Genomic DNA, 25,858 nt, shown 5'->3' on the forward strand with positions numbered 1-25,858 from the left:
AAAATATATTGAGTAAACTAACTTAGGTATAACAAGCGAAGTTGTCAACTAAATCCAGTACAGTACACTTAGCTTTGGAAATTAGAGTTTCTCCTCATGGGAACGCTCGTTTCTCTTAATGGGAACTGTCGTTTCTATACTTGGGAACGCTCGTTCCCTCTCGTGGAAACTGTATTAAGGCTGACTTTCTTGTCTAAAATACAGGCAGAAATGTGCGCATAAAGTCGAAGATGTTTATTAAAATCAGTATATTTGTTGCACCATACATGAATGATAACCTATGCATATTATACTGAGGCTGCTATTACTACGGAAAATGCTATTCTGTTTATTGCTTTTTTGGGGGATGATTGTGCTTGCGTCATCTTGTCAGCATCCTATAGAGGAAGCTCCCATTCGCAGTACCATCACTTTACGGGCTGCCGACACGGTGCAAAGTCCGTCTCTGAAAGCTTCTATCTATAGTTATTATGGACGTCGATACCTGAACGGGCATAACTATGAGGACGCACTGCAATGCTTTTCGCAAGCTGCCGATATATTCGAAAAGAAATCGCTGACCGCTTCTTATGCCAATACCTTGCGAAATATGGGGCGGACCCATCTTTTATCTTCGCGTCCGGACAGTGCCCTGTATTATTACCTTCAAGCGCAGGAGGCAGTGGCGGACTTTGACCCGACTCTTTTTATGGATATTTCTACTGAATTATCCATTGTCTGCCATAATGTGGATGACTGGGAAGAAGGAAAGCAACAAATGCTTCAATACCGGAGAATGTCGGCAACGGACGAACTTCCGATGCGGCGGGTTTCCAATGGGATGTTTCTGATGAAAGAGGATTTTGTAAGAGGAAGGAATCGAAATCTGAACGTGTTGCAGGGCGAAGAGTTTAAAATCAAAGACTACAGGCTGTTTGCTTCCGAATATCAGGAACTTTATGCAAGCTGGTGTAAGATGAATGAGAATCAACTGGCTTTAGACCGTGAAATAAAAGAGAAGTACAATAGTGAAATCTTGAAAAATGAGAATCAGCGGATAAGAAATGAGTTGTTACATCGTAAGGTATGGTTGCTTTCTATCGGTTTCGGAGCCATGCTTTTAGTTGTAGTCGGCTTTGTGGCTTTTCATTTATACAAACGGAATGTTCAGAGGAGGATTGAGCATTTGCTTACTCGTCTGAAAGAGAATGAGAAACAATTGGATGAAGGAAGAGTGGAATCGGAAGAAAAACGGCAGCAATTATTGCAAGAAAATCATGAGTTGTCTCGGAGGATAGAGAAGCTGTTCGTCCGGCAGAAAGATAAGGATGAGTTGAACTCTTGTTTGCAGAAACTGAATGTATCCTATACAAAGCAACTGAAAGAATATCAGGAAATTCATTCCTTATTGCCTGTTGAGCGTACGCTTGCACTAAGCCGGTTGTGTCAGTTGCGTTGCCGGCCGGCATATGGACTGGTGAAGTCGGATGAGGAATGGATGGAGGTATTTGGAGTAATCGATACTCTTTATGGTGATATGTCGGGGAAACTGGACGGTTATAAGCTGGGTATGCAGGAACGGAGGATATGTTATCTTATCCGAGCCGGGTTCACGAATGGCATGATTGCCATTGTTTCTAACGTAACTGCCGATGCTATTGCGAAGTCGAAGCAACGTATGAAGAGTAAATTTTTGTTGTCCGGTGGTGATGCTTTTGATGATTTTATACGGAAGTTGTAGAGAATAAGGAGAATGTTTTGTCCGGTTGAGGCTCTTCTTTTTGTCTTTGGTGCGGAGGTAATGTTTTGATTTATAGTGCTGTATCTGATTTGATTTTTGTCCGGTATCTTTTCTTGTTTAAGTGTAGCATCCTGCCTACCTTTGTTACATTCCAAGTCAGGATGTTAGCTGCATTCCAACTTTGATGCTGATACCGTATAGCATTAATCGTAACGGAGTAGCTGGCTGTTGTGATGGATAAAACGGAAGTTTCCTTATTGTTTTATTAAAATCTATGCTTATGAAAAAGATTTTGAATGTCTCGGAAATGAAGCAGGTACGTGGTGGAGCACAAATCTCTAGTTTCTGCGGTGATGGTGAAAAGCTGTATACTTGTACAACTACTTATGGTAGTGGTTTCAGTAGTACTGGAGCAGTTTGTGCTGCTACTGTTTATATGGCTAGAAGAGCTATTATTATGGCTAAAACAGATCAAGTACAAGCCGATCCTGATATTAAGGATATACAATGCTCCTAATGTGAGGTTGGAGTAAATAAGCAATGGTGATATGCTGTTGTATTATCATTAGCCGATACAATTAGGCTAAGTTTCTTCGTTTTAAACAGGCGAAGAAACTTTTTTCTTGTAAGTAAATGATATGAAAATTATGAAAATATCAATAAAATGTAATAGAATAGGAATACACTTTCTTTTTTTTGTATTTTTTGTTTCATCTTGTTCCTCTGTGGGCAGAAAAGAAGGCTTGCAGGTTTTGTCTCCTCATAGCGCATCTTCCACCATAGATTTGATGGATATAGTAGATACAGTGATGTACGTACAGTTTGACGATAGCATCCTGCTCTCCGGGATTGGCAATTTGGTTTTGACAGATAGCTTTATTATAGGTACTACAAATAAATATGGTATTTTAAGATTTGATTCAGAGGGACATTTCTTGAATACTATAGGGAGTATAGGACAAGGTCCTGGAGAGTATCAAAGTGGCAATTATAATATGGCTGTAGATGCTATGAATGGAATTGTTTACGCTTTTATGTACCCTGATATTTTGTTAAGTTATTCTTTGACAGGAGAATTCTTGCAACGTGTACATTTGCAAATGCCTGAAAAAGCAAGTGGAATGTATTGTCCGGATATTTTTCAGGTTCAGAATGGTTTACTATATTTCTATTATATGAATGCGGGAACCGTCGGTGAAAAGCCGTTGTATTGGATGGTAATGAATAAAGATGGTACTCTTGTGGAGTGCCGCCGGGGGCAAGAAGCCAGGACATCTTTTTATCCAGGAGTTGTTCTGATTAATAATTATACTTCTGTAGATGATAGTACAATGATCTATTGGGATAATTTTAATGATACTATTTTTTATGTAAGCCCTTCTTGCGAAAGAGCTGCTTATTTATTTGATAAAGGGAATTTTCGTTTGCAGGAAACAGATGATCTCTCTTTACTTCCGGAAGAGCGCATTCGATGTTCACAAATAATTGATACTAGGAATTTTCTGCTGTTAACTTGGAGTTCTAAAAATAGAAGTGAGGGGGTGTATTATAATTTGTATGATAAGAATGCGGACATTACATATAAACTTAGGGATGACATGGTGTATGATAAGCGTGGAGATTTATCTATGCGCTATCTGAGGATGTCATATGTCAAGCTGAAAGGACGTGAATATATTGTGACACAGACAAAAGCATATAAGGTGGAGAATATTCCCGGTGCTCTTCATTGGAAATTGGATGCGGATGATTTAGAAGGTAATCCGGTGTTGGTGTTGATACGTTTGAAAGAGTGAATTTATAGTCCACTTTATGGATTCTTTTCATTGTGCTATAATTGATGTGATATATTATGAGACTATTTTTCTTATTAATAGTAACTCTTTGGTTTCTTAGCTGTAATCATCGGCAAACAACAGAGCTTTTGGAAATAAAGCCGATAGATGAATTGCTAGCTGAGATACCTATATCTGAGTTCGCAGATAGTATTTCTTTGATACAACTTGATAATAGACTTTTATTATCAAGTTACGGTAGCCCCTGTTTCACTGATAGTTTTTTCGTGGTAAGTGTAGCGGAAGGGGTATTGAAGTATTCATATATGGGAGAGTTTCTTATGAAAATAGGCGGAATAGGACAGGCTCCAATGGAATATAATAGAAATAAGTTAATGGCCGTTGATACTTCTAATAAACGGATTCGTGTATATAGTATACCGGAAAAAGTGATGATTAATTATTCTTACGATGGAGCGTTTCTGAGTCGTGTTCATTATGAACTGCCGGATGATACTTATGGCTATCCAACGATGATGCGCATTCTTGGCAATAAGTGTTATTTCTTTTATCCGTCAATGTCAGGTTTGTCTGATCCCTATTATTGGGTGATAACAGATACTTGTGGGCAAAGTTTGGAAATTAAACAGAAGCATGGAGAGCCTGTTTTAAAGAGGGGATATGCATGCGGCACTTATTTTACATCTTCTTCTGATAATTCTTTGTTATATTATAATTTATTTAATGATACTATTTTCCGCTTTACAGAACAGGATGTTACACCTGCTTTTTTATGGGGGCGAGGAAAGCATCGTATATCTGCATCAACTGAAGATGTAAATGAAAATATGATGGTTTTTACGATGTTTGCTGAAACGAAAAGATTCCTGTTTTTTGAGTGGCTTGATGCGACTTTTAAGTCTTTTTCTTCTTTCGGTTTCTACGATAAGAAAAAGCAAATATTCATGGGAACAAAGAGACTTCGGGATGATTTGAATACCCAAATAGATATTTCTTTAAGATGGATGTTTTCATACTTTCAAAGGGGTAATAAAGATTATATGATAGGAAAGATTGAACCATATGAATTGCCAGAAGATGTTTTACAAAGAGAAAATATTGATCCTGAGGGTAATTTAGTGATGATAATGATTCGTTTGAAGGGTGAATAGAAGTCCGTATAGCATTGAATACACTAACAGAAGAATGATTGGATAATTATTTTAGTATGAGAAACTTATTGCTTATTTCCCTGCTGCTTTTCTTGTATTCCTGCCATAGTAAGCCGGAAAGTACTATTATGGTTTGGAATTATGATGATTTCATAAAGAAAGATGTGAAGATGTCTGATATAGCTGATGAAATGGCAATTATTCAGCCTGATTCTATTGACTATAAGGGAGCCCGAATTGTACATGCTTCATCTTTTTTCTTGGCTGGAACGGAACAGGGAATATTGAAGTATAATAATCAGGGACATTTTATAGGCAGGATAGGATCTATAGGGCAGGGACCTGGTGAATACAGCGGATTTTATGCTATGGCTATCAATGAAACTGAGCGGATTATTTATGTTTACCGTATGAATACCTCTGAACTTTTGTCTTTTTCTTATGAAGGGACTTTTCTTAATAAACATTCTCTTCAACTTCCTAAAAAATGGGCTTGGAGTTTCTATTATTTGAAGGATAAATTCTACTTTTATTACTGTGTAGACGCTGATAATGAATCACAATCCTATATGTATGCAATAACAGATACAATGGGGAATTTGTTATCTTCCAAGCGAGATGAGAGTTTACATTTTGCTTCTGGAAGTTATCCTAGTTTTCCATCTGATCATATAGGACTGTTTGGTGACACCATGCTAGTCTGGAATCAATATAGCGATACTATCTATCGAGTTTCAGAAAAGGGAGAAGAAGCTTTTGCGGTATGGGGTGAGTGGGATAAACGATTGACTCCTGCCAAGGTAGAAAAGGAAGAATGTAATCAATCTATGATAATATCTACCATCTTTGAAACTATTAATTATTATTTATGTATATGGCGTCCCTATGGTATAAAGAAGAATAGATGGAATTATTGTTTTTACGATAAAGCATCCGGGAAGTTTTTTAACTCGGAAGGAATCACCGATGACTTATGGGGGCTTCCTGTTTTTTCCCCTTATAACTATTTTGTAATAGATGGACGTGAGTATTTAGAAGCTCCTTATCAACCTTATAAATTGCTGGATGCTTGGTTGTCTTCCGATGATCCGCAAATACGGAAGCAAGCTGAGAGTATAGATGAAGAAGGTAATAACGTGTTGATAAGGATTCGACTGAAGAAAAATAATATTAATTTCTAATGTGACTGCCGATGCTGTTGCGAAGTTGAAGCAACGTATGAAGAGCTAATTTTGTTGGCTGGCGGCGATACTTTTGATGATTTTATACGGAAATTGTAGAGAATAAGGAGAATGTTTTGTCTGGTTGATGCTCTTCTTTTTGCTTTAATTTTTGAATTAATGTATTGATTTTTAGTATTATAGTATATTTGTTTTTTGTCCAGTATCTTTTCTTGTTTAAGTGTAGTATCCTGCCTAACTTTGCTACATTCCAAGTCGAGATGTTAGCTGTATTTCAACTTTGATGCTGATACCGTATAGTATTAATCGTAATGGAGTAGCTGGCTGTTATGATGGATAGGGCGGAGTTCCTCTTTATTGTTTTACTTAAAATTGAATGCTTATGAAAAAGGTTTTAAATGTTTCGGAAATGAAGCAGGTGCGTGGAGGGGCGCAACCTTCGAGTAGTTGTGGTGAAGGTGAACTGCTATACACTTGTACCAGTTCCTGGATGGGTGGAGCAACTACCTCAGGTTCTGTTTGCGCAAAAAGTGCAAAAGGCGCTGAAAAAGCAGTTGATAGAATTCGTATCACCCAAGATGTTATAGCAGATCAAGTTGCTGTTGTTTGTTACTAAATTAAATTAATAAAAGGTGTATTGAAATAGGAGTAAAAGAATACTGTTTGTACAAATTGCGTAAAAAAATGGATACTGATTATCAGTGGTATGAAATTTATGTTATTTGTGTAATTCGTGTTCTAATCTTCGCTTTGATACACTTTTTTATTTTATTGCACATGAAAAAAGTGATTTTATCTTTTGTTTTGTTTTCTTTTTATTCCTGCCATAGTCAGCCTGGAAGTAATATTATGGTTTGGAATTATGATGATTTCATAAAGAGGGAGGTGAAGATGTCAGATATAGCTGATGAGATGGTTATTATTCAGCCAGACTCTATTGACTATCAAGGAGGTTTGAGAGTACATAGCTCTTCTTTTTTCTTAGTAGGAACGGAACAGGGGATCTTGAGGTACAATAATGAAGGACATCTTATAAATAAGATAGGTTCTGTAGGACAAGGGCCGGGTGAATATCTAAAATTTTATGATATGGCTATAAATGAAATCGATCAAATCATTTATGTTTATTGTCTCGACAAATCTAAGCTTTTATCATTTACTTATGAAGGAGATTTTTTGAGTGAGCATTCTCTTCAACTTCCTGATGTGTGGGCATGGAAGTTTTATTATTTAAATAATAAGTTGTATTTCTATTATAGAGGGGAAGGGGGGATGTCACAGCCCTATATGTATGCGATAACAGATACTGTAGGAAATTTACTTTCTTCGAAACGGGATGAAAGTTTGTTTTTTACTCCAGGAAATTATCCCAGTTTCAATTCACTACATTTGGGCTGCTTCGGAGATACGATGTTGGTTTGGAATCAGTACAGTGATACTATATATCGGATATCAGAGAAAGGTGAGGAAGTTGTTGCTATATGGGGGAAATGGAATAGGCGGTTGGCTCCGGCTAAAGTCGTAAACAATGAATATAGTCAATGTATGGTGATAGCTACAATAACCGAAACAAAGCATTATTTTTTATGTGTATGGCGTCCCTTTGATTTTAAAGACATTCGGTGGAATTATTGTTTTTATGATAAAGCATCTGGGAAGTTATTTAATTCGGAAGGTCTCACCGATGATTTATGGGGACTTCCTTTATTTTTTCCCTATAATTATTTTATAATAGATGGGCGTGAGTATTTAGAAGCTCCTTATCAACCTTATAAATTGTTGGATGCCTGGTTATCTTCTGATGATCCTGAGATACGGAAGTTAGCTGATCGTATTGATGAAGAAGGTAATAACGTATTGATAAGGATTCGGCTAAAGAAATAATACGAATAAGTTAATTGACATCTGAATACATGAAAACACTATTATCAACCTATTTGCATGAGTTACATATTCCATTTACCAGAAGCTATGCCGATAAGCTTTTTGCAGAGCATCCGCATCGCTATAACTTGTATGGTTTATCGGATATGCTATCTGTATATAAGATAGAGAATGCAGGAATACAGGTGGAGGATAAGGACTTAAGAGAATTAGCTTCTCCTTTTGTGGCGCATGTCAGTAATGATTTTGTGGTAGTAAAGCGAATGTCTGATCAGGTGGTCGATTATGTTTGGCGTGAGAAAGAGATATCTGTGCCTGTAGATGAATTTAAAAAGCTATGGTCGGGTATCGCACTTGTTGCTGAACCGGGAGAATCTTCACGAGAACCGGAATATGAGAAGCACCGGAAGACTGCATTTTTTAATTCTGTCCAGAAAATAGGAGTGATTATGATTTTGGTTGTTTTATTGGTCTTGGGGAGTTGGGAGCATCATTTATTCTCTTCTGTAACAGGTGGTTTCTTATTGTTTATTAATCTGGCAGGTGTTGGTGTAAGTTTTCTGTTGTTATTGAAACAAGGCAAAGTACAGAGTGAGTATACTGATAAGATTTGTTCACTGTTTAAACAAGGTGATTGTAATAGTGTGTTAGAATCTGATGCAGCAAAATTAGGAGGGACGTTTAGTTGGAGTGAAATAGGGCTTGGCTATTTCATTTCAAGTCTTACTTTGGTGGTATTTTATCCTCAATGGATGCCCTATTTTATACTTGTCAACTTATTATCTTTGCCTTATACGGGTTGGAGTGTATGGTATCAGTATAAGGTTGCTAAACAATGGTGTCCGTTGTGCTTGTCTGTGTTGCTGCTTTTGTGGATGACGGCTATTGTGAATGTATTCGGGCAATGGAGACTACCAACTTTTGAGATGCAAGATATGCTATCTGTAGCTATACTTTATTTACTTCCTTTCTTGTCTTTACATCTGTTATCAGAACGTTGGTTCCGTTCGGAACAGTTGGAGAATGTGAAGTATGAATTGAATAATCTGAAAGCGTCAGAAAGCGTTTTTCTTTCTCAATTGGAGTTACAACCTCATTATGAAGTAAATCCGGCTACTTCTCAAATCGTTTGGGGACATCCGCAAGCAAAGTTGCGTATTACGGTCTTGACTAATCCTCATTGTAATCCATGTGCGCAGATGCATAAGCGCATTGGTGCATTGTTGAAGGAAATGGGAGATAAGGTTTGTGTTCAGTATATCTTTTCTTCCTTTAATAAGGAACTTGAAAAGAGTGCCCGATTTCTTCTTGCCGTTTATCAACAAGAGAATCATGAGAGAGCAGAAGCAATTTATAATGATTAGTTTGCTGGAAAGAAATATCTGGGAGAGACTTATATTCTAACGTTTGATTATGATTTGGAGTCTGTGGAAGTTAATCGTGAACTGAGTAAACATAAAGAGTGGCAACTTGAAAACAGATTGACAGCAACTCCTACTGTTTTAATAAATGGTTATCTATTACCAGATAGTTATAAGATTGAAGATATGAGACATTTTGGAGATTTAAATATCAATTGATATATAAATGTTACTGTGGAATATCGTAGGGCAGTAACGGTAATGGAGTAGCTAACCATTATTGTAATTCATACGATAATACTTAAAACTTTATGCTTATGAAACGAATTCTGGATGCTTCGGAAATGAAGCAGATTCATGGTGGTGCAACAGTTTCAAATCTTTGTGCTTCAGGTGAAAAACTTTACACTTGTACTACCTATTATGTAGGTAGTACTATGACTAGTGAAGGCGTAGTGTGTGCTTCTTCTGCTACTGATGCCTCATCGTTAATTTCTATTCAGAGAGAATCAGAAGGAACTCAGGCTTTTGCTGTTTGTAATTAATTAGAACATGACGGTGGTGAGATATAAAGCTTACCACCGATAATTACTAAAATATGAAACAATATATTTATGGCTCATTTTTATGTTTGCTACTCTATTCTTGTATTAAAAGTGAAAGATATCCGTATTTACTCATTACTCCAGAAAACTTGATTAGCAAATCATTAGAGTTGTCAGAATTAATAGATACAGTTATCTATATACCAATAGATACTACAGTTTTGATAAGGGGGTTAGGAAGGAGATTTTTAATTAATGATGATTGTATGTTTTTTGACACGAATGAAGGAGTATTGAAATTCGATAAGCAAGGGAAGTTTTTGATGAAAATTGGTTGTGTCGGAGGTGCTCCTCAGGAATATAGTAATTATAGAGCTATAGCGATGGATAAAGAAAATGAAAGGATATACGTTTATAGTTTGCCAAAGAAGCTTGCCGTTTATAATTTTGATGGAGTCTTTTTGAATTCTTCTTTAGTAGAACTCCCTGATGACGGTTTATATCCGGTGCAAATATATCATAGGAATGGACTTTTATATTTCTTTTATACGAATTGCTTGGGGGGAGAATCACGTAAGCCTTTGCATTGGGTAATTACGAATATGAAAGGAGAGTTAGTGACATGCTGGCGTGGCAGTGATACTCAATTGGGAGCTGATTATGCGGCTTCTTTTGGAACGTTTGGAGTTAGTGTTAAAGATGAAAATTCATTTATATATTGGGACCTTTTTAATGATACAATTTTTCATGTTAAAGGAATGGAGCATGAAACAGCATATTTATGGGCTGAAGGGGAGTTTCGCTTGTTAGATACGGACAATTTTAATATTCCTAATGAAAACCGAAGAATATGTACAGCTTTTATTGATACGGATAATTTTTTATTGCTTCGTTGGTATACTATGCAGCATATTGGAATGCAGATGTTCTTTTCCTACTGTGATAAAAAGGAACATAGATGTTATAAATTAGACGATTTGTTGATATTCCCGAATACGAGGTTGTCTTTACTGAATCGCTATTTTACTTATGAATGCATAGATGGATATGGTTATCTCTTAATGAGTGTAAAAGTTGGTGACTTACAAGATATAGCCTCGGTTTCTTTGGAACAATCATTCCTCAATGATGAAGAAAATATAGTACTAATAATGATGCGTTTGAAACAATAAAAATGAAACATTCATTTCCATACTATCACCAGGCGGATGCGATGGATTGTGGTCCTACTTGTTTGCGTATGATTGCTAAATACTATGGTAAGAGCTATTCATTGCAGACGTTGCGGGCGCGTTCGTTCATATCTCGCGAAGGAGTATCGCTTTTGGGCATCAGTGATGCGGGAGAGGCTATTGGCTTTCGTACGGCGGGTGTCCATGTTTCATTTGACCAATTGATTACAGATGTACCGTTACCTTGCATCTTACATTGGAACCAAAACCATTTTGTAGTTTGCTATGGCATTAAAAAAAGAAAAGGGGAATATTGGTTTCAGATTGCTGATCCCGGAAAACAGATGGTGACTTATAATGAACAGGAATTTAAGAAGTGCTGGTTGTCGACAAGGACAGAGGGGGAAGATGTCGGTACAGCATTGATATTGGAACCCGGCCCCGATTTCTACCATCGTGAGGATGAACCGGAAATTAGAGAAAGAGGATTGCTTTTTTTTCTGAGATATCTCACCCCTTATAAGAAACAACTAATACAACTGATATTAGGGCTGTTGACTGTCAGTCTGTTGCAACTCATCCTTCCTTTTCTTACACAATCATTGGTGGATGTCGGCATACGAGACAGCAATCTGAACTTTATAATACTGGTACTGGTGGCCCAAGTCATAATTTCTGTTTCACAACTGTCGGTAGAGTTTATCCGTAGCTGGATATTATTGCATGTCAACACGAGGATTACCATATCATTGATATCTGATTTTTTAGCAAAATTGATGAAACTGCCATTGCATTTCTTTGACTCGAAAATGGTAGGTGATATTATGCAACGTATCGGTGATCATGAACGTATTAAAACGTTCCTGACAGGGTCATCTATTACCACACTCTTTTCCTTTGTCAATTTCTTTATTTTTGCCTTTGTACTTGCTTATTATAATCTCACAGTATTAGGTATTTTCTTATTAGGCAATACTTTGTACGTTTGTTGGATACTTGTTTTCATGAAGTACCGGCGTGAACTGGACATACGACGCTTTGCACAAGCTGCCGGAGAACAAAGCAGTCTGATACAGATGGTGACTGCCATGCAGGAAATCAAGTTGAACAACTGTGAAACGCAAAAACGCTGGCAATGGGAACGTATACAGGTGAAACTGTTCAAAATTAGCATAAAAGGTTTGGCACTGGGACAAATTCAGCAAGTGGGTTCCATATTCTTTAATCAAACTACCAATATTGTGATTTCCTTTATTGCGGCAAAAGCCGTAATAGATGGGCAGATGACGTTGGGTATGATGATGTCTCTGACCTATATTATCGGTCAGTTGAGTTCTCCGGTGTCTTCTTTTATTGGTTTTGCACAGCAATTTCAGGATGCGAAGATTAGCTTGGAACGTCTGAATGAGATACATAGCAAAAGGGATGAAGAACAGGATATCTCATCGAAACTGACGGTGTTGCCGGAAAAGGGAGATATCCGGATCGAGAATCTGTCGTTCAGTTATGATGGTGCGGACAGGGATTATGTGCTGGATGATATTTCTCTTCATATTCTCCGGCATAGGGTGACAGCTATTGTTGGAGCGAGTGGAAGCGGTAAAACCACTCTGATAAAGTTGATGCTCGGCTTCTATACTCCCAATAAAGGAGTTGTCAAAATACAGGACACCCCGTTGGAAAATATTAATCCGCATCTATGGCGTGCCCGAACCGGCTCTGTGATGCAGGACGGTTTCATCTTTTCTGAAACAATTGCCCGGAATATTGCAGTGGGCGAAGAGCAGATTGATATTGAACGTTTGCGGCATGCTGTGACTATTGCAAATATTCGTGATTTTATAGATTCTCTACCGTTGGGATATAATACTAAAATTGGTATGGAAGGAAATGGTATCAGTCAGGGACAAAGACAACGCATTTTGATAGCCCGTGCCGTTTATAAGAATCCGGATTATCTGTTTTTTGATGAAGCTACTAATGCCTTGGATGCCAATAACGAACGTGAGATTATGGAACATTTGTACGAATTTTATAAGGGCAAGACGGTCGTGGTGGTGGCTCATCGGTTGAGTACGGTGAGAGATGCGGACAACATAATAGTGCTGGATAGAGGGAGGATTGCGGAAGAGGGAACTCACCGGGAACTGACTGAGCGGAAAGGTTTGTATTATCAGTTGGTGAAAAATCAATTGGAACTGGGTAATTAGAAATTTGTAACTCAATACTGTGGAAGAGGAGAAGAAATATAAAGAGATAGAACTGCGTAGCGAAGAAGTGCAGGAAGTAATGAATCACATTTCACCTTGGGTGGTGAGGTGGGGGATAACGGTGCTGTTTATTATTCTGCTTGTTATATTGGTTGGGTGCTGGGTGTTTCGATACCCGGATGTGCTACAAGCGGAAGTGACTTTGACAACTGAAGAACCTCCGGCCTTTATCCTGGCACGTTCAGCAGGAAAGATTGATACGTTGTATATAAATAATGGTGGCATGGTGCAGGCAGGCGAGCGTTTGGGGGTAATTCAGAATACTTCTGTTACTGAAGATGTACTGTGGCTGACAGATTGTATGAAAGAATGGAAAGAGGCCGGTTATGAACCGGATAAGGGAGCGGACTATTTTATAGGTAAACGCTTGCAATTAGGGGAACTGCAATCGGTGTACGCTTCTTTCATGATTGCTCTTTCGGATTATATCCGTTTTATTGAGCAGGACTATTACACAAAGAAATTGAATGCCGGAAGAAAGCAGTTGGACGGGCAACGTTCTTATCTCAATCTGGTGCAGCGTGAGCATACATTGACTGAAAAAGAAATGAAATTGGCGCAAAGTATGTATGACCGGGATTCCATCCTTTTTGAAGGAGATGCTATGATTGCAGCAGAATTTGAAGAGTCGGGTAGCCGTTATTTGCAGAGTCTGCGTACCAAGGAAACTTCCGGTATGAGTTTGTTGCAAGCTGAAATGCAATTGGAGCAGCAAGAAGAAAATTTATTGGATTTGGGCAAGCAGGCTTATGATGAAGAACAAAACCACAGACTTGAATTGAAGAATGCAGTAGAACAGCTTGAAGCTCAATTGAGTTCGTGGGAACAGAGCTATTTGTTCTGTAGTCCGATTTGTGGCAAGGTAACTTTTATGACGGTTTGGAGCCGTAATCAGAATGTAGAATCGGGGGAGACAGTTTTTGTGGTACAACCTTCGAAAGATTCGAAAGTCGTTGGAAAGGCAAAACTTCCTTTGCAGGGTTCAGGAAAGGTACAGATAGGACAGAAAGTACATGTGCGTATGGATAATTATCCTGATCAGGAATTTGGTTATGTAAAAGGAAGGGTGGAAAGTATTTCTCCGGTTCCGACAGAAGACGGAGTATATATTGTGGAAGTCGCTTTGCCGGATGGCTTACATACAAACTATGGCAGAACGCTTCCCACAGTACGCGAATTGAAAGGGACAGCGGATATTATATTGGCGGACAGGAATGTATTGGAGCGTTTATTAGCTCCGTTAAGGAAGATAGTGGAATACGAAGACTAAATAAAACTTTCGTTACTTTCCATCAACTCCCGAACTTTTTCGTACTTTTGCCCCTTCATATTATGAGTAGATGAATGGAATTATTCCGATTGTCTATTTCTAAATCATAAAAGTATATGTTGACCAAAGTAATTGAACAAGCCAAGATAGACCGCTTTTCCAGATGGATGGGACATGCGGAAAGAATAGTTATCGTAGCCCATGTGGCGCCGGATGGTGATGCCATCGGTTCTTCCCTGGGACTATGGCATTTCCTTAATTCACAAGATAAGACGGCAAACGTCATTGTGCCGAATGCTTTCCCCGATTTCCTGAAGTGGATGCCGGGCAGCAAAGATGTGTTGCTTTATGACCGCTACAAAGAGTTTGCCGACAAATTGATAGCTGAGGCGGAAATCATTTGTTGTCTGGACTTCAATGCTTTGAGCCGTATAGATGCAATGGCGGACGCTATAAAGGCTGCCAAAGGGAAGAAAATATTGGTAGACCACCACTTGTATCCCGAAGAATTCTGTGATATTACTATTTCACATCCCAGCATATCATCCACTTCCGAACTTGTATTCCGGTTGATATGCCGCATGGGGTATTTCAACGAGATAACTAAACAGGGAGCTGAGTGCATTTATACCGGTATGATGACCGATACAGGTGGTTTCACTTATAACTCCAACAATCGGGAGATTTATTTCATCATCGGAGAACTGCTTTCCAAAGGCATCGACAAAGATGATATTTACCGAAAAGTTTATAATACTTATTCCGAAAGCCGCTTGCGGCTGATGGGGTATGTGCTTTCGCAAATGCGGGTGTATCCCGATTATCATGCAGCTCTGATATCATTGACTAAAAATGAACAGGGACGTTTCAATTATATCCGTGGTGACAGTGAGGGGTTTGTAAATATTCCTTTGAGCATAAAGGATGTGGTTTTCTCCTGTTTCCTGCGTGAGGATACGGAAAAGCCGATGATTAAAGTTTCGTTGCGTTCGGTGGGTACGTTCCCCTGCAATCAGTTGGCTGCCGAGTTCTTTAATGGAGGCGGACATTTGAATGCTTCCGGTGGCGAATTTTATGGTACGATAGACGAAGCGAAAAAGGTTTTGGAACGCGCTTTGGAAAAGTTCAAGCCTCTGCTGAATGCGAAAGGATAAAAAAAGTGAGGCATAAAGGTTAAAAGATACGAAGTTTCTACGTAGGGCTTTCAACTTTCAACGAAATCGAATACTTTTGTACGGAATTACTAAATAACAGATAATGAAGAAACTTACATTGTTTTTTTTAGCTTTGCTGGCATGTGGCTTGGGTTTTCAAGCTTGCGATAATACCAAGACTTATGCAGAAATGCTGGAGGATGAGAAAGATGCCATTAAAGCATTCATCAGAGACAGTAGTATAACTGTTATATCTCAGACGGAATTTTATAGAAACGACTCGACTACGGATACGCTTAAGAATGAATATGTGCAGCTCGCCAGCGGCGTGTATATGCAGATAGTGGATAAAGGTTCCAAAAATCCAGCTGATACCGTGAAACCTAATGACCAGATATTGGTTCGTTTCATGGAATATAGCCTTATGAGTAAGGTGGTAACCTTGTCTAATCTGGACTATGCGGAAGTAGTGGATGAATTTAATTATAGAGTAACGAGTTCTTCTATTGCCGGTCAATTTACACAAGGATTTATGCTTTATTATGGTACTTCTGTGCCTGCCGGTTGGTTGGTTCCATTGGCTTACGTGCGTGACGGAGCACATGTAAAATTGATTGTTCCTTCCAAGATGGGACATAATTCGGCAATGCAGCAGGTAAATCCTTATTACTATGATATCCGTAAATATCAAATCTATAGATGATATAGTATAACCAAACAATCTCTTAATTTATTTACCTAAATGACTCTAATCAAATCTATCTCTGGAATCCGCGGAACGATTGGCGGAGGAGCGGGTAAAGGATTGAATCCGCTTGACATTGTGAAATTCACATCAGCGTATGCAACACTTATCCGCAAAACGTGCACAGTAAAAAGCAACAAAATTGTAGTAGGACGCGACGCCCGCATTTCGGGTGAAATGGTAAAGAATGTAGTGGTAGGTACCTTGATGGGTATGGGCTGGGATGTTGTTGACATCGACCTGGCTTCCACACCAACCACTGAACTGGCTGTGACTATGGAAGGCGCCAGTGGCGGTATCATCCTGACCGCTTCGCACAATCCCAAACAATGGAATGCTCTGAAATTGCTGAACGAACGCGGCGAATTTCTGAATGCTGCCGAAGGTAACGAAGTACTTCGCATTGCCGAGGCTGAAGAATTTGACTATGCTGAAGTAGACCAATTGGGCTCTTATCGCATGGACTTAACTTACAATCAAAAACACATAGACAGTGTGCTGGCGCTCGACCTGGTGGATGTAGAAGCTATCAAAAAGGCGAACTTCCGTGTAGCTATCGACTGTGTGAATTCTGTAGGCGGCATCATTCTGCCGGAATTACTGGAACAACTTGGTGTGCAACATGTAGAAAAACTCTACTGCGAACCGACAGGGAACTTCCAGCATAATCCCGAACCGTTGGAAAAGAATCTGGGTGACATCATGAACCTGATGAAAGGCGGTAAGGCTGATGTAGCTTTTGTGGTTGATCCGGATGTGGACCGTCTGGCTATGATTTGTGAAGATGGAAAAATGTACGGTGAGGAATATACGTTGGTAAGTGTTGCCGACTATGTGCTGAAACATACACCGGGCAACACTGTTTCTAACCTGAGTTCTACACGTGCATTGCGCGATGTAACCCGTAAATATGGTAAGGAATATTTTGCTTCTGCCGTAGGCGAGGTGAATGTAACTACCAAGATGAAGGAAGTAGGCGCCGTTATCGGTGGTGAAGGCAATGGCGGGGTGATTTATCCGGCAAGCCACTACGGACGTGATGCATTGGTAGGCATTGCTTTGTTCCTGAGCCATCTGGCACATGAGGGCAAGAAAGTAAGCGAGCTTCGTACAACTTATCCGCCTTACTTCATGGCAAAGAATCGTGTGGACCTGACTCCCGAAACCGATGTTGATGCTATTCTTGCGAAGGTGAAAGAACTTTATAAGGATGAAGAAATCAATGATATTGATGGTGTAAAGATTGATTTTGCAGACAAATGGGTACATTTGCGCAAGAGCAATACCGAACCGATTATTCGTGTATATAGCGAGGCTTCTACACCGGAAGCGGCTGAAGAAATCGGTCAGAAGATAATGAAGGTGATTGAAGATTTGGCGAAATAAGTCAATACCCAATAAGAATAAGAGAGGCGGCATTCTGATAAAAGGATGCCGCCTCTTCTTGTATAAGGTTTTATATCGTTATGCATCCAGTGATATAATCCTACCGATTTCTCCTTCAAAGTTCGGAGTAAATATGTCTTTGCCTATATTCTCTTTGATTTCTTCTACTGTCCAAAAACGTCCGCCATCCAGTTCGTCGCTGGGATGTATTTCACCGTCGTATACGGTTTTGTGTACAAAGACGAGCTCTTTCTCACGGGTGGACTCAAAGACATAATGGGTAATGGTCTCGGGGGTAAAGTCGATGATGCCCAATTCTTCGCGCACTTCGCGTTTCAATGCCATTTCCACACTTTCTCCCAAATCTACGTGTCCGCCTACGGAAGTATCCCATTTGCCCGGTTGGATATCTTTCCATTCGGGACGCTTCTGTAGATAAAGTTCGCCTTTGGAATTGAAAACGTGCAGATGTATCACGGGATGAAGTAACTTACTGCCGTTGTGACACTCGCCGCGAGTGGCAGCACCTGTTATATTTCCTTGTTCATCAACAAGGGGAAACATTTCCTGGTTGTTATCGCTGTTCATAATCTTATGGTATTAATAATGATGAGTCTCCATAACTCAGAAAACGGAAATCGTGGCTTAGTGCAAAGTCGTATATCTTTCGCCAGTTGCCTTTTACGAAGGCTGAGACGAGCAGCAACAATGTACTTTGCGGCTGATGGAAATTAGTGACCATGGCACAGACAATCTTATAATCATACCCCGGAGCAATAATAATCTGCGTGCTGGTATGTAAAGCCTCCATGCTATGGCGGTTCAGATAATCAAGAATGGCTTGCAATGCTTTTGTAGAAGTGATACTTGCAGTTTCCTCTGCCGTTTCATAAGGTTGCCATTGCCGGACATGTAGTTCCTCCTCTGTTGCATCCGGATTTCTCAGGAGAGTAATGCCAATATGATAGAGGCTTTCCAGTGTTCTTACTGATGTAGTGCCTACAGCGATGGCTTTTCCGTCATGGGCAATCAGTTTCTCAATCGTTCCGCGCGAAACGGAAATGTATTCCGTATGCATTTCGTGTCCTTCTATTTCTTCACTCTTTACGGGCTTGAAGGTTCCTGCGCCCACATGCAGCGTCAATTCTTCCAGATCGACTCCCTTTTCTTTTAAAGCATCCAGCACACGGGGAGTGAAATGTAGTCCGGCGGTAGGCGCGGCTACCGAACCTTTTATCTTGGAATAAACAGTCTGGTAAGTTTCCTTGTCGCTCTCCTGTGTTTCCCGGTTCAGATAGGGTGGGATGGGAAGTTCACCGAATACCTCGAGAATATCTGCAAAGGTAATCTCCGGATTGTTCCAGTGAAAGTCAATCCAGTGACTGGTGCCATGACATTCACCACGGGTAGCCGTTAATGTGATGAGTTGATTCTTTACAACCATTTCCCGTTTCAGAGTGCCTTCTTTCCATTTTTTCAGATTGCCAATCATGCAAAGCCAGGCAGCATGTTCTGTTTGCTGGAAGTTGAGCACATAGTCATTCGGTTCAATGGGTTCCAGACAGAATGCTTCAATCAGGGCACCAGTTTCTTTGCGGAAGTGCAGGCGTGCCTGAATTACTTTCGTATTATTGAATACCATCAGGCTTCCTTCCGACAAATAAGAAGGAAGTGAGGTGAAATGGTCTTCGGATATTTCACCGTGGCGATAGACCAAAAGTTTGGATTGGTCGCGCACAGTCAAGGGGAATTTAGCGATACGTTCGTCCTGTAACGGATAGTTGAATTCGCTGATACGGATATGTTTCGGATCTTCTTTCATGATAAACTTCTTTACGGGGTGCAAAGGTACGGATATTTATCGTCTTTTTTCTATCTTTTTTTGTTGAGTTACCGTATCTTTGTAGGGCGATTGTTTGTTATAAGTAGTCTCAATCGTAAATCATTAATAGTTAAATCGTAAACGATATGATGAAAATAGGTGATAAAGTACGCTTCCTCAATGAAATTGGGGGCGGTGTAGTGACGGGTTTCAGAGGAAAAGATATTGTATTGATAGAGGATGCCGACGGGTTTGATATTCCGATGCCCATGCGTGAATGTGTGGTGATTGATACGGATGATTATAATATGACGAGACCGGTGCCGAAGGCAACTCCGAAGAAAACGGAAGAGAAGCCGGTACGTTCTTCTATTTCTCACCCGGTTCAGGAAGATAGTGAAGTGCGGCGCCTGTCTAAACCGCAGGTATCTGTTTACCGTCAGCCGGAAATGCGTGGTGGAGATATTCTGAATGTTTTTCTGGCTTTTGTTCCGGAAGATATTAAGGCCGTCAGCACTACTCCTTTCGAATCTTATCTGGTGAATGATAGTAATTACTATCTGTATTATACCTACCTCTGCGCTGAAGGAAAAGCATGGAGTGTCCGTTCCAATGGAATAGTAGAGCCGAATACGAAGTTGCTGCTGGAAGAATTTGAGAAGGTGGAACTGAATGACCGTGAACATGTTGCAGTACAGTTCATCGCTTTTAAAGAGGACCGCTCTTTTGCTTTGAAGCCGGCAGTCAGCGTGGAACTTCGCATTGATACAGTGAAATTCTACAAACTGCATACATTCCAGGAATCAGAGTTCTTTGAGACACCTGCACTGATTTATGATATAGTGAAAGATGATGTTCCTACTAAACAGGTGTATGTATCAGCTGAAGAATTACAATCTGCTTTGCTGCAAAAGAAAACTGAAGATAAACCAAAATCTCAGCCAATAGTGAAGCGTGGTGGACAGAATGGCATTATTGAGATTGATTTACATATCGGAGAATTGCTGGATGATACTAAAGGAATGAGTAACAGTGAAATCTTGAATTATCAGTTGGATAAGTTCCGTGAAATTCTGGAACAATATAAGAATAAACGTGAACAGCGCATCGTTTTTATTCATGGTAAAGGTGACGGCGTTCTTCGAAAAGCACTCTTGGATGAATTGAAACGTAAATATCCGACTTTCCGGCATCAGGATGCTTCTTTCCAGGAATATGGTTTCGGAGCGACGATGGTGACGATAAAATAGTTACAAAGCTACAAGCTACGAGCTACAAGTGGCTGCGCTTTCATTCCGAAAGGCACTTGTAGCTTGTAGCTCGTAGCTTTGTAGCTCTTATATCTTCTTCCTTCCCAACGGAATAGAAAGTCCGATGAAGGCATTCACGTGTTTGGAATTATTTCCGAAGAACATATAGTCAGTACCCAGCATCAGAGGACCTACTTTGAAGGCAAAGCCGAATGTTTCACCACCTTGAAGCATGGAGTAACTTAATGTAGCGTTGATTAAAGTGTTCGGACGATAATTGGCGGATAAAGTCAATTCGGAATATGTCTTTAACTGTCCGAAGCGGGTAGTTGATAATAATCCTACTCCCAGTTTATTATTCAGGAATCCGTATTCTCCTCCTAAAACCATGGTCGGGGACAAGGAAGTGGTACGGGATTTATTCTCCTTCTTCTGCAAACCGTACAATTCAAAGTCCAGTACATCAGTAGATTCACTGTAATTATCTTTATCGATAGCGATATCTTTGTTTGATTCGGCTATCTGGGTGCTTGATTTACCCCAAGAGATAAAACCTAAATCGAGGATGGCAGCAGAGAACGTAAGGTTCTTCATTACCTGATAGCTTGCTCCCAGATCTATGCCTGCCCCGTATCCACTGATACCGAAATTATTGTAGTCCAGATCTGTGATGTATCCATTTTCTTCTTCCAAGTCCAGACCTTTAGCAGAAGCTTCCAGATAGGCATCTGATTTTAGTTGGAATTCGGAGTCTAATCCTGCCTCTTTGCCTGATATATAGAGTTGGTTGATTTTTAGATTCAGGTTTCCGGCACCTAACAATAGTTTGGCTTTACCACCTATAGTCAAACGGTCGTTTATAGCACGTGAATAACCTGCTCCAACCTCTATATAAGAGTTCAGACGCAATTTCTCATTCTGAATATTAAAGGTTCTGCTGCTTCCCCGAGTAAAATCTTCCGCATCTATGGCACGCAGATATTCGAACATGGTTTTAGGAATAGTTGCATCCACATCTACACGTGCTCCTACATTGAATGACCAGAATCCTTTTCCTCTATAGAATCCGAAAGAGATGACATCCGTATTGAGATTGATGTTCAGCTCATTCATTCCTTTCAGGCGGTTGTAGAACTTATCATTGTTGTAAAACTCTCCGTCAGAGTCAAAGACGTCAATAACATCTTGGATACCCAAGGAGTTGGAGGATACTTCTGCTGCTAATGAACCGATTACAGGTAAATTGACATAGCCACGCTTGGGTTGCATTGCCGGATTCAACTGCATGCGGGTACTGCTACCCTCCATAAAGTAAGATGAGCGCATATACTGCGCTTGCATAGCTGTGGGTAGAAGAAAAGAGATGCAAATCCCCAGAAGTAAAAGCTTTCTCATTGTGCTTCGTTATTTGTGGGTTACTGTTAATGATTACTTATATCTGTTGTTGCAAAGTTAAAAGAACTATTTATTATATCAAAATTATATAATAAATAAAAATTGAATAAACGGCTGTTTTCATAACTATATGGTTTTATAATTGGATTGAGCGGGAAGAATAAGATGATAGCGGCCTATAGGCACACGTTATTTTATCCGCTCTCCTTTGCCATTCAGTAGCACACCGTAATCATCCTGAGATTCACAGAGATATAGATTTGCACTTACAGCGGTAATGGCACTATATGAAGGCGGTGTGATGATTTGACCATTCGGCGACATCAGGCCGTACCACCCCTGTTCTGCCTGATAACACATACATCCGGCGATTGCCTGCATATGGGTTGGTTCATTATCTTCCGTTTCACTTATTACTTTGCCATTATCATCGTAGTTTTTTGTGGTGCTATAGCGTAATTCATTTGTCGGATAGGTGATTTTCTCTACATTGCTGATGTAGAAGTCATCGATGAGATTGCCTTGCAGATCATATTGACGCATAGTGTGATCTTGCATCGTGCCGAAGATAATACCGTCATAAATCCAATAACTTGCTTTGGTGTAAGGGATGATAGTATTTAACTTAGTGTCCATCACTGTTTCTTCTATGCCGTTATTTACTACCAACAGTGTGTCATATTGCCGGATAGAAAAATATTGCGGTTCTAAAATCCACTTGCCGGTTGGGTCTATCAGTCCTACTTTGTCTCTACGTTCATTATGTACCACACAAAATCCATTGTGGAACACATATCCCTCCATACCCGGAATATAGGGTTGATGATTGTCAATAATCACTTTACCGGTCGGGTCGATAAATTTTATCCAACCATTATCATCAACTGAAGCCAATCCATCAGAGAATATCCACGCGTGATCATATTGGGGCTTTATGGCTACTTTACCAGTGAACATATTGAAGTACCCACGCCGTTTGCCATCACTATAGCATATTAGCGAATCATCCCCCAGAGGTTTAGCTATCCACTGAATGTTTTTCAATGTCTTGTTGTCATCGCGGTCGATGACATATCCTTTTTCGTAATAACTATCGCGACAAAAAGTTGCGTTGCGTGAAAGATATTGCGTATAGACTTCTTTCGGGGTATCAGCAAATGTAATGTCATAGCGGCTACATAATGTTTCAAAAAAGCTGCAGCTTGCAGCAACAGTACATAAAATAACGAATAAGGTGAAGCAGGTGCCGACGATACGGCGCAAGAGTTTTCCATACTTCGAGTCATCTTTCATACCTAAGATTACTGTAATCCAATTGGCAATGCCGGTCAGAATACCGATCAGTCCATGCCAAAACAAAATAATAGCTCGTTTCATTTTTAATCCTCCATTTCATAGTGATAGGAAATATTATTCTCATCGCAGAATTCTTTTAATCGGATAATATCATTATCCGCATGGGGTAATCTGTCAAGAGCCCATTTCAGACCGCTTTCATTCTTAATTCCAAGAGCGGTAAGTAGAATCTTAGCATCAATATCTTTAATGATATACGTCGGATCCGGATAGCTACCAAAGCATGAACCGCCACTGGCATCATAACTGAAGAAGTATTTTCCATCAATAATTCTATATTCTGCCATAAAAGATTTTTTCTTGTGCCTCTTCTTCATTCTTATTGTAATTTTGAAATTCTTTTTCAAAGGGTTGGAAATTCCCGTTTGGATTATGCTTATGCCCGGTATTGTGATCGTCAAGAATTGCAAAAACTATTTTCTTGAACCGATTCTTGAACTCCGTTTCATCCATTACTTCGTGGAAAATTCGGGCGACGTGGGCAGGTGGATTACGGAATGCTCCACATCCCATAGCTCCAAGCACGAGGGAATCATTATTGTTGGCAAGTGCAATGCGGAAGATAGTGCGCATCTTGTTCTTCGTGGCTTCCACAAGATACGGTACAATCAATCCGTCCGTATCCAGTTCCGGATGATTGATGGCGGGGACGGCTATGAAGTCAAGGTAATACGGTTCTTCAAGCAAAGGATAACCATCAGCTTCCGTTCCACGAAACACACAGGCTTGAGGAGTATAAATGCCGCCCCAATTACGGTCGAGAGGATATTGGTCGGTTGATTTGTCCAACCCATACTCCTCGGCATAAGGTGCAAACTGAAATAGCGAACAGAAAAGATTAGTACGACGGAACAGGTTCTCTTCTTGGGCTCCTGCACCGCTATATACGCCACCACCCGGATTTTGTCGGCTTGCCATATTCAGTACAGCGGGATGAAGACCTTCATCCGATAATGACTTGGCGGTAACCAATGTATCGCCATTTATAACATGAACTATGGTTTGCATTTCCGCCTGAGTATGGACTGATGATATCTGCTCACAATAGAATTTAGTGTGGTGTATCATCGAAGCTTCGCCTGCAATCTGTATGGTTTTGCCTGCTGAAATATATCCACTGTTACTTATGCGTGTGACTGTATCTTGAAATACTTTCGCACGTAGCTTGCGTAGTTGGTTTCTGTCCTTGTTTTGTGAAGCAAGTAAGAATTCTTTTTTCCATATTTCAGCATTCCATGTATTTGTCATAAGTTTATATGTTTAAATTCAGCCATCCTAAAATTGCTATCGATATTTATCTCACTTCTGGTAGGATGTTGTTTTACCGAGATACAGGTCATCAGCGATATGCAATATCACATCATGCAGTTCCAAGTCGTCTTTGTAGAATTGTGGTATTGCATCGTAACCGATGGCAGCACCTAACAAGTTACCGGTCACAGCACCTGTGGAATCACTGTCACCTGCATGATTCACAGCCGCAATCATAGCTCTTTCGAAGTTCCCAAAATAGGTCAAAGCACAGTAGATGGCTATGGCGACGGTTTCTTCAGCCACCCAACCGCCACCCAACTCGTCTTCGATGGCACGTACATCATCTGTCGGGATATCCGACAAGAGGACCGCTTTCTTTATCAAGGAAACAAATTTTTCTACTTCTTCGGCATGGTTGGCGAACATTCGTTGCGTGGATTCCAACCCTTCCTGAATGTAGTTTTTGAATGTTTCCTTCTCCGGATGCTCGTCGGTAGCCAAACGATAAATGATATGGGCGGTAAAGGCTGCCGGAATAAAACCTAACGGATGCTGGTGAGTAAGTCTTGCTGCATCTGCGGCAAGGCGGTCAAGAGCATCTATATCTGATATTCGTCCTTGGGCTACACCGTATAAAGGGATAGGGGCGATACGCATAACGCCACCACACCCTTTACTGTTATTATGAGAATCTCTCCCGGCAATAATCTCAGAAAGGGCAGTGAGGCAGGTATTGCCGGGGGCTCTGCGTTGATTCAGTTCCGGAATATCCCCGATCCAACATTCCTTAAAACGCTTGTTTCTCCTGCCTGATTGCGTATAATACCACTCTATATAAGATTCACAGATATTAGGAATGAGAGTACTTTCTTTTTCTTTTGCATTCAGAATGCCACAGGCTGTAAACAGTGTCATTTGTGTATCATCAGAAACCCAAGCCTTTCCGGTAGAACAGTCTTCGTCCTTCCACCATTGCTTGGTGTCAAGGCGGGTAATTCCTGTGTTCCCGTATTTCCTTTGAATACCTGCATACGAATCTATAAATTCTACAGGATACCCTAAAGCATCACCTATGGCTCCACCTGTCAATGAGCCGCGTATTCTGTCTTTTTGTATTTTCTCGTCCATAATATTATAGTTTTTAAT

General features: G+C 40.0%; 23 protein-coding genes. 16 read left to right on the forward strand and 7 right to left on the reverse strand.

Annotated features, from left to right (window positions below; all coding sequences use genetic code 11):
- Positions 1-316 precede the first annotated feature (316 nt).
- The 15 genes from QZ135_RS15235 to glmM all read left to right on the forward strand — a co-directional run bounded on the left by QZ135_RS15235 (position 317) and on the right by glmM (position 17,635).
- Positions 317-1,720: a tetratricopeptide repeat protein gene (locus tag QZ135_RS15235; RefSeq protein WP_294611026.1), complete on the forward strand. Its 1,404-nt coding sequence runs from the start codon at positions 317-319 to the stop codon at positions 1,718-1,720.
- Positions 1,721-2,000: 280 nt separating this feature from the next.
- Entirely contained in the window at positions 2,001-2,237 is a 237-nt protein-coding gene (locus QZ135_RS15240; protein ID WP_294611029.1) for a hypothetical protein, read from the forward strand.
- A 121-nt stretch (positions 2,238-2,358) separates the two neighbouring features.
- Positions 2,359-3,516, forward strand: a complete 1,158-nt coding sequence (locus QZ135_RS15245) for a 6-bladed beta-propeller (RefSeq protein ID WP_294611031.1) — start codon at positions 2,359-2,361, stop codon at positions 3,514-3,516.
- A 128-nt stretch (positions 3,517-3,644) separates the two neighbouring features.
- Positions 3,645-4,667, forward strand: coding sequence for a 6-bladed beta-propeller (locus tag QZ135_RS15250; RefSeq protein WP_294611034.1), 1,023 nt, complete (start codon positions 3,645-3,647; stop codon positions 4,665-4,667).
- A gap of 56 nt (positions 4,668-4,723) precedes the next feature.
- A complete protein-coding gene (locus QZ135_RS15255) occupies positions 4,724-5,848 on the forward strand; it encodes a 6-bladed beta-propeller (RefSeq protein WP_294611037.1) in 1,125 nt (374 codons plus the stop codon).
- Between the two features lie 382 nt (positions 5,849-6,230).
- The gene (locus QZ135_RS15260) at positions 6,231-6,464 is read left to right on the forward strand and encodes a hypothetical protein (RefSeq protein ID WP_294611040.1); all 234 of its coding nucleotides are present in this window, start codon (positions 6,231-6,233) and stop codon (positions 6,462-6,464) included.
- Positions 6,465-6,532: 68 nt separating this feature from the next.
- Positions 6,533-7,732 (forward strand): 6-bladed beta-propeller, encoded by a 1,200-nt coding sequence (locus QZ135_RS15265; RefSeq protein ID WP_294611043.1) that lies wholly within the window; start codon positions 6,533-6,535, stop codon positions 7,730-7,732.
- A gap of 29 nt (positions 7,733-7,761) precedes the next feature.
- Positions 7,762-9,096 (forward strand): vitamin K epoxide reductase family protein, encoded by a 1,335-nt coding sequence (locus tag QZ135_RS15270; protein ID WP_294611046.1) that lies wholly within the window; start codon positions 7,762-7,764, stop codon positions 9,094-9,096.
- A gap of 314 nt (positions 9,097-9,410) precedes the next feature.
- Positions 9,411-9,638 carry a hypothetical protein gene (locus QZ135_RS15275; RefSeq protein ID WP_294611049.1) on the forward strand — a complete coding sequence of 76 codons (228 nt, stop codon included), beginning with the start codon at positions 9,411-9,413 and terminating at the stop codon, positions 9,636-9,638.
- 53 nt (positions 9,639-9,691) lie between these two features.
- Positions 9,692-10,810, forward strand: a complete 1,119-nt coding sequence (locus QZ135_RS15280; RefSeq protein WP_294611052.1) for a 6-bladed beta-propeller — start codon at positions 9,692-9,694, stop codon at positions 10,808-10,810.
- Between the two features lie 2 nt (positions 10,811-10,812).
- Positions 10,813-13,020 carry a peptidase domain-containing ABC transporter gene (locus tag QZ135_RS15285; RefSeq protein ID WP_294611055.1) on the forward strand — a complete coding sequence of 736 codons (2,208 nt, stop codon included), beginning with the start codon at positions 10,813-10,815 and terminating at the stop codon, positions 13,018-13,020.
- A gap of 19 nt (positions 13,021-13,039) precedes the next feature.
- Positions 13,040-14,350, forward strand: coding sequence for an HlyD family efflux transporter periplasmic adaptor subunit (locus QZ135_RS15290; protein WP_294611058.1), 1,311 nt, complete (start codon positions 13,040-13,042; stop codon positions 14,348-14,350).
- Between the two features lie 116 nt (positions 14,351-14,466).
- On the forward strand, positions 14,467-15,504 hold the full coding sequence (locus QZ135_RS15295) for a DHH family phosphoesterase (RefSeq protein ID WP_294611061.1): 1,038 nt from the start codon (positions 14,467-14,469) through the stop codon (positions 15,502-15,504).
- A 103-nt stretch (positions 15,505-15,607) separates the two neighbouring features.
- Positions 15,608-16,207, forward strand: coding sequence for a DUF4827 domain-containing protein (locus QZ135_RS15300; protein ID WP_294611066.1), 600 nt, complete (start codon positions 15,608-15,610; stop codon positions 16,205-16,207).
- A 39-nt stretch (positions 16,208-16,246) separates the two neighbouring features.
- Positions 16,247-17,635: a phosphoglucosamine mutase gene (glmM, locus tag QZ135_RS15305; protein ID WP_294611069.1), complete on the forward strand. Its 1,389-nt coding sequence runs from the start codon at positions 16,247-16,249 to the stop codon at positions 17,633-17,635.
- 78 nt (positions 17,636-17,713) lie between these two features.
- Here glmM and QZ135_RS15310 read toward each other — a convergent pair whose 3' ends face one another.
- Together QZ135_RS15310 and QZ135_RS15315 are read right to left on the reverse strand one after the other, a co-directional pair.
- Complete coding sequence (locus QZ135_RS15310; RefSeq protein ID WP_294611073.1) at positions 17,714-18,223, reverse strand: NUDIX domain-containing protein; 510 nt, start codon at positions 18,221-18,223, stop codon at positions 17,714-17,716.
- A 4-nt stretch (positions 18,224-18,227) separates the two neighbouring features.
- Complete coding sequence (locus QZ135_RS15315) at positions 18,228-19,457, reverse strand: S-adenosylmethionine:tRNA ribosyltransferase-isomerase (protein WP_294611075.1); 1,230 nt, start codon at positions 19,455-19,457, stop codon at positions 18,228-18,230.
- Between the two features lie 149 nt (positions 19,458-19,606).
- On the opposite strand from QZ135_RS15315, the gene QZ135_RS15320 reads away from it, so the two are divergent.
- Positions 19,607-20,707: a DUF2027 domain-containing protein gene (locus QZ135_RS15320; RefSeq protein WP_294611127.1), complete on the forward strand. Its 1,101-nt coding sequence runs from the start codon at positions 19,607-19,609 to the stop codon at positions 20,705-20,707.
- A gap of 87 nt (positions 20,708-20,794) precedes the next feature.
- Here the strand turns inward: QZ135_RS15320 and QZ135_RS15325 are convergent, their stop codons facing one another.
- From QZ135_RS15325 to QZ135_RS15345, 5 genes are all read right to left on the reverse strand, one after another.
- Complete coding sequence (locus tag QZ135_RS15325; RefSeq protein WP_294611078.1) at positions 20,795-22,102, reverse strand: DUF5723 family protein; 1,308 nt, start codon at positions 22,100-22,102, stop codon at positions 20,795-20,797.
- A gap of 189 nt (positions 22,103-22,291) precedes the next feature.
- Positions 22,292-23,479, reverse strand: a complete 1,188-nt coding sequence (locus tag QZ135_RS15330; RefSeq protein ID WP_294611081.1) for a WG repeat-containing protein — start codon at positions 23,477-23,479, stop codon at positions 22,292-22,294.
- 2 nt (positions 23,480-23,481) lie between these two features.
- Positions 23,482-23,745, reverse strand: a complete 264-nt coding sequence (locus QZ135_RS15335) for a hypothetical protein (protein ID WP_294611084.1) — start codon at positions 23,743-23,745, stop codon at positions 23,482-23,484.
- Positions 23,732-24,706, reverse strand: coding sequence for a TIGR02452 family protein (locus tag QZ135_RS15340; protein WP_294611087.1), 975 nt, complete (start codon positions 24,704-24,706; stop codon positions 23,732-23,734). Before QZ135_RS15340 ends, QZ135_RS15335 begins: the two co-directional genes overlap by 14 nt.
- Positions 24,707-24,757: 51 nt before the next feature.
- On the reverse strand, positions 24,758-25,840 hold the full coding sequence (locus QZ135_RS15345) for an ADP-ribosylglycohydrolase family protein (RefSeq protein ID WP_294611089.1): 1,083 nt from the start codon (positions 25,838-25,840) through the stop codon (positions 24,758-24,760).
- Between the last annotated feature and the right edge of the window lie 18 nt (positions 25,841-25,858).

Origin of the sequence: uncultured Bacteroides sp., assembly GCF_905207245.1 — a bacterium.
GTDB lineage: Bacteria > Bacteroidota > Bacteroidia > Bacteroidales > Bacteroidaceae > Bacteroides.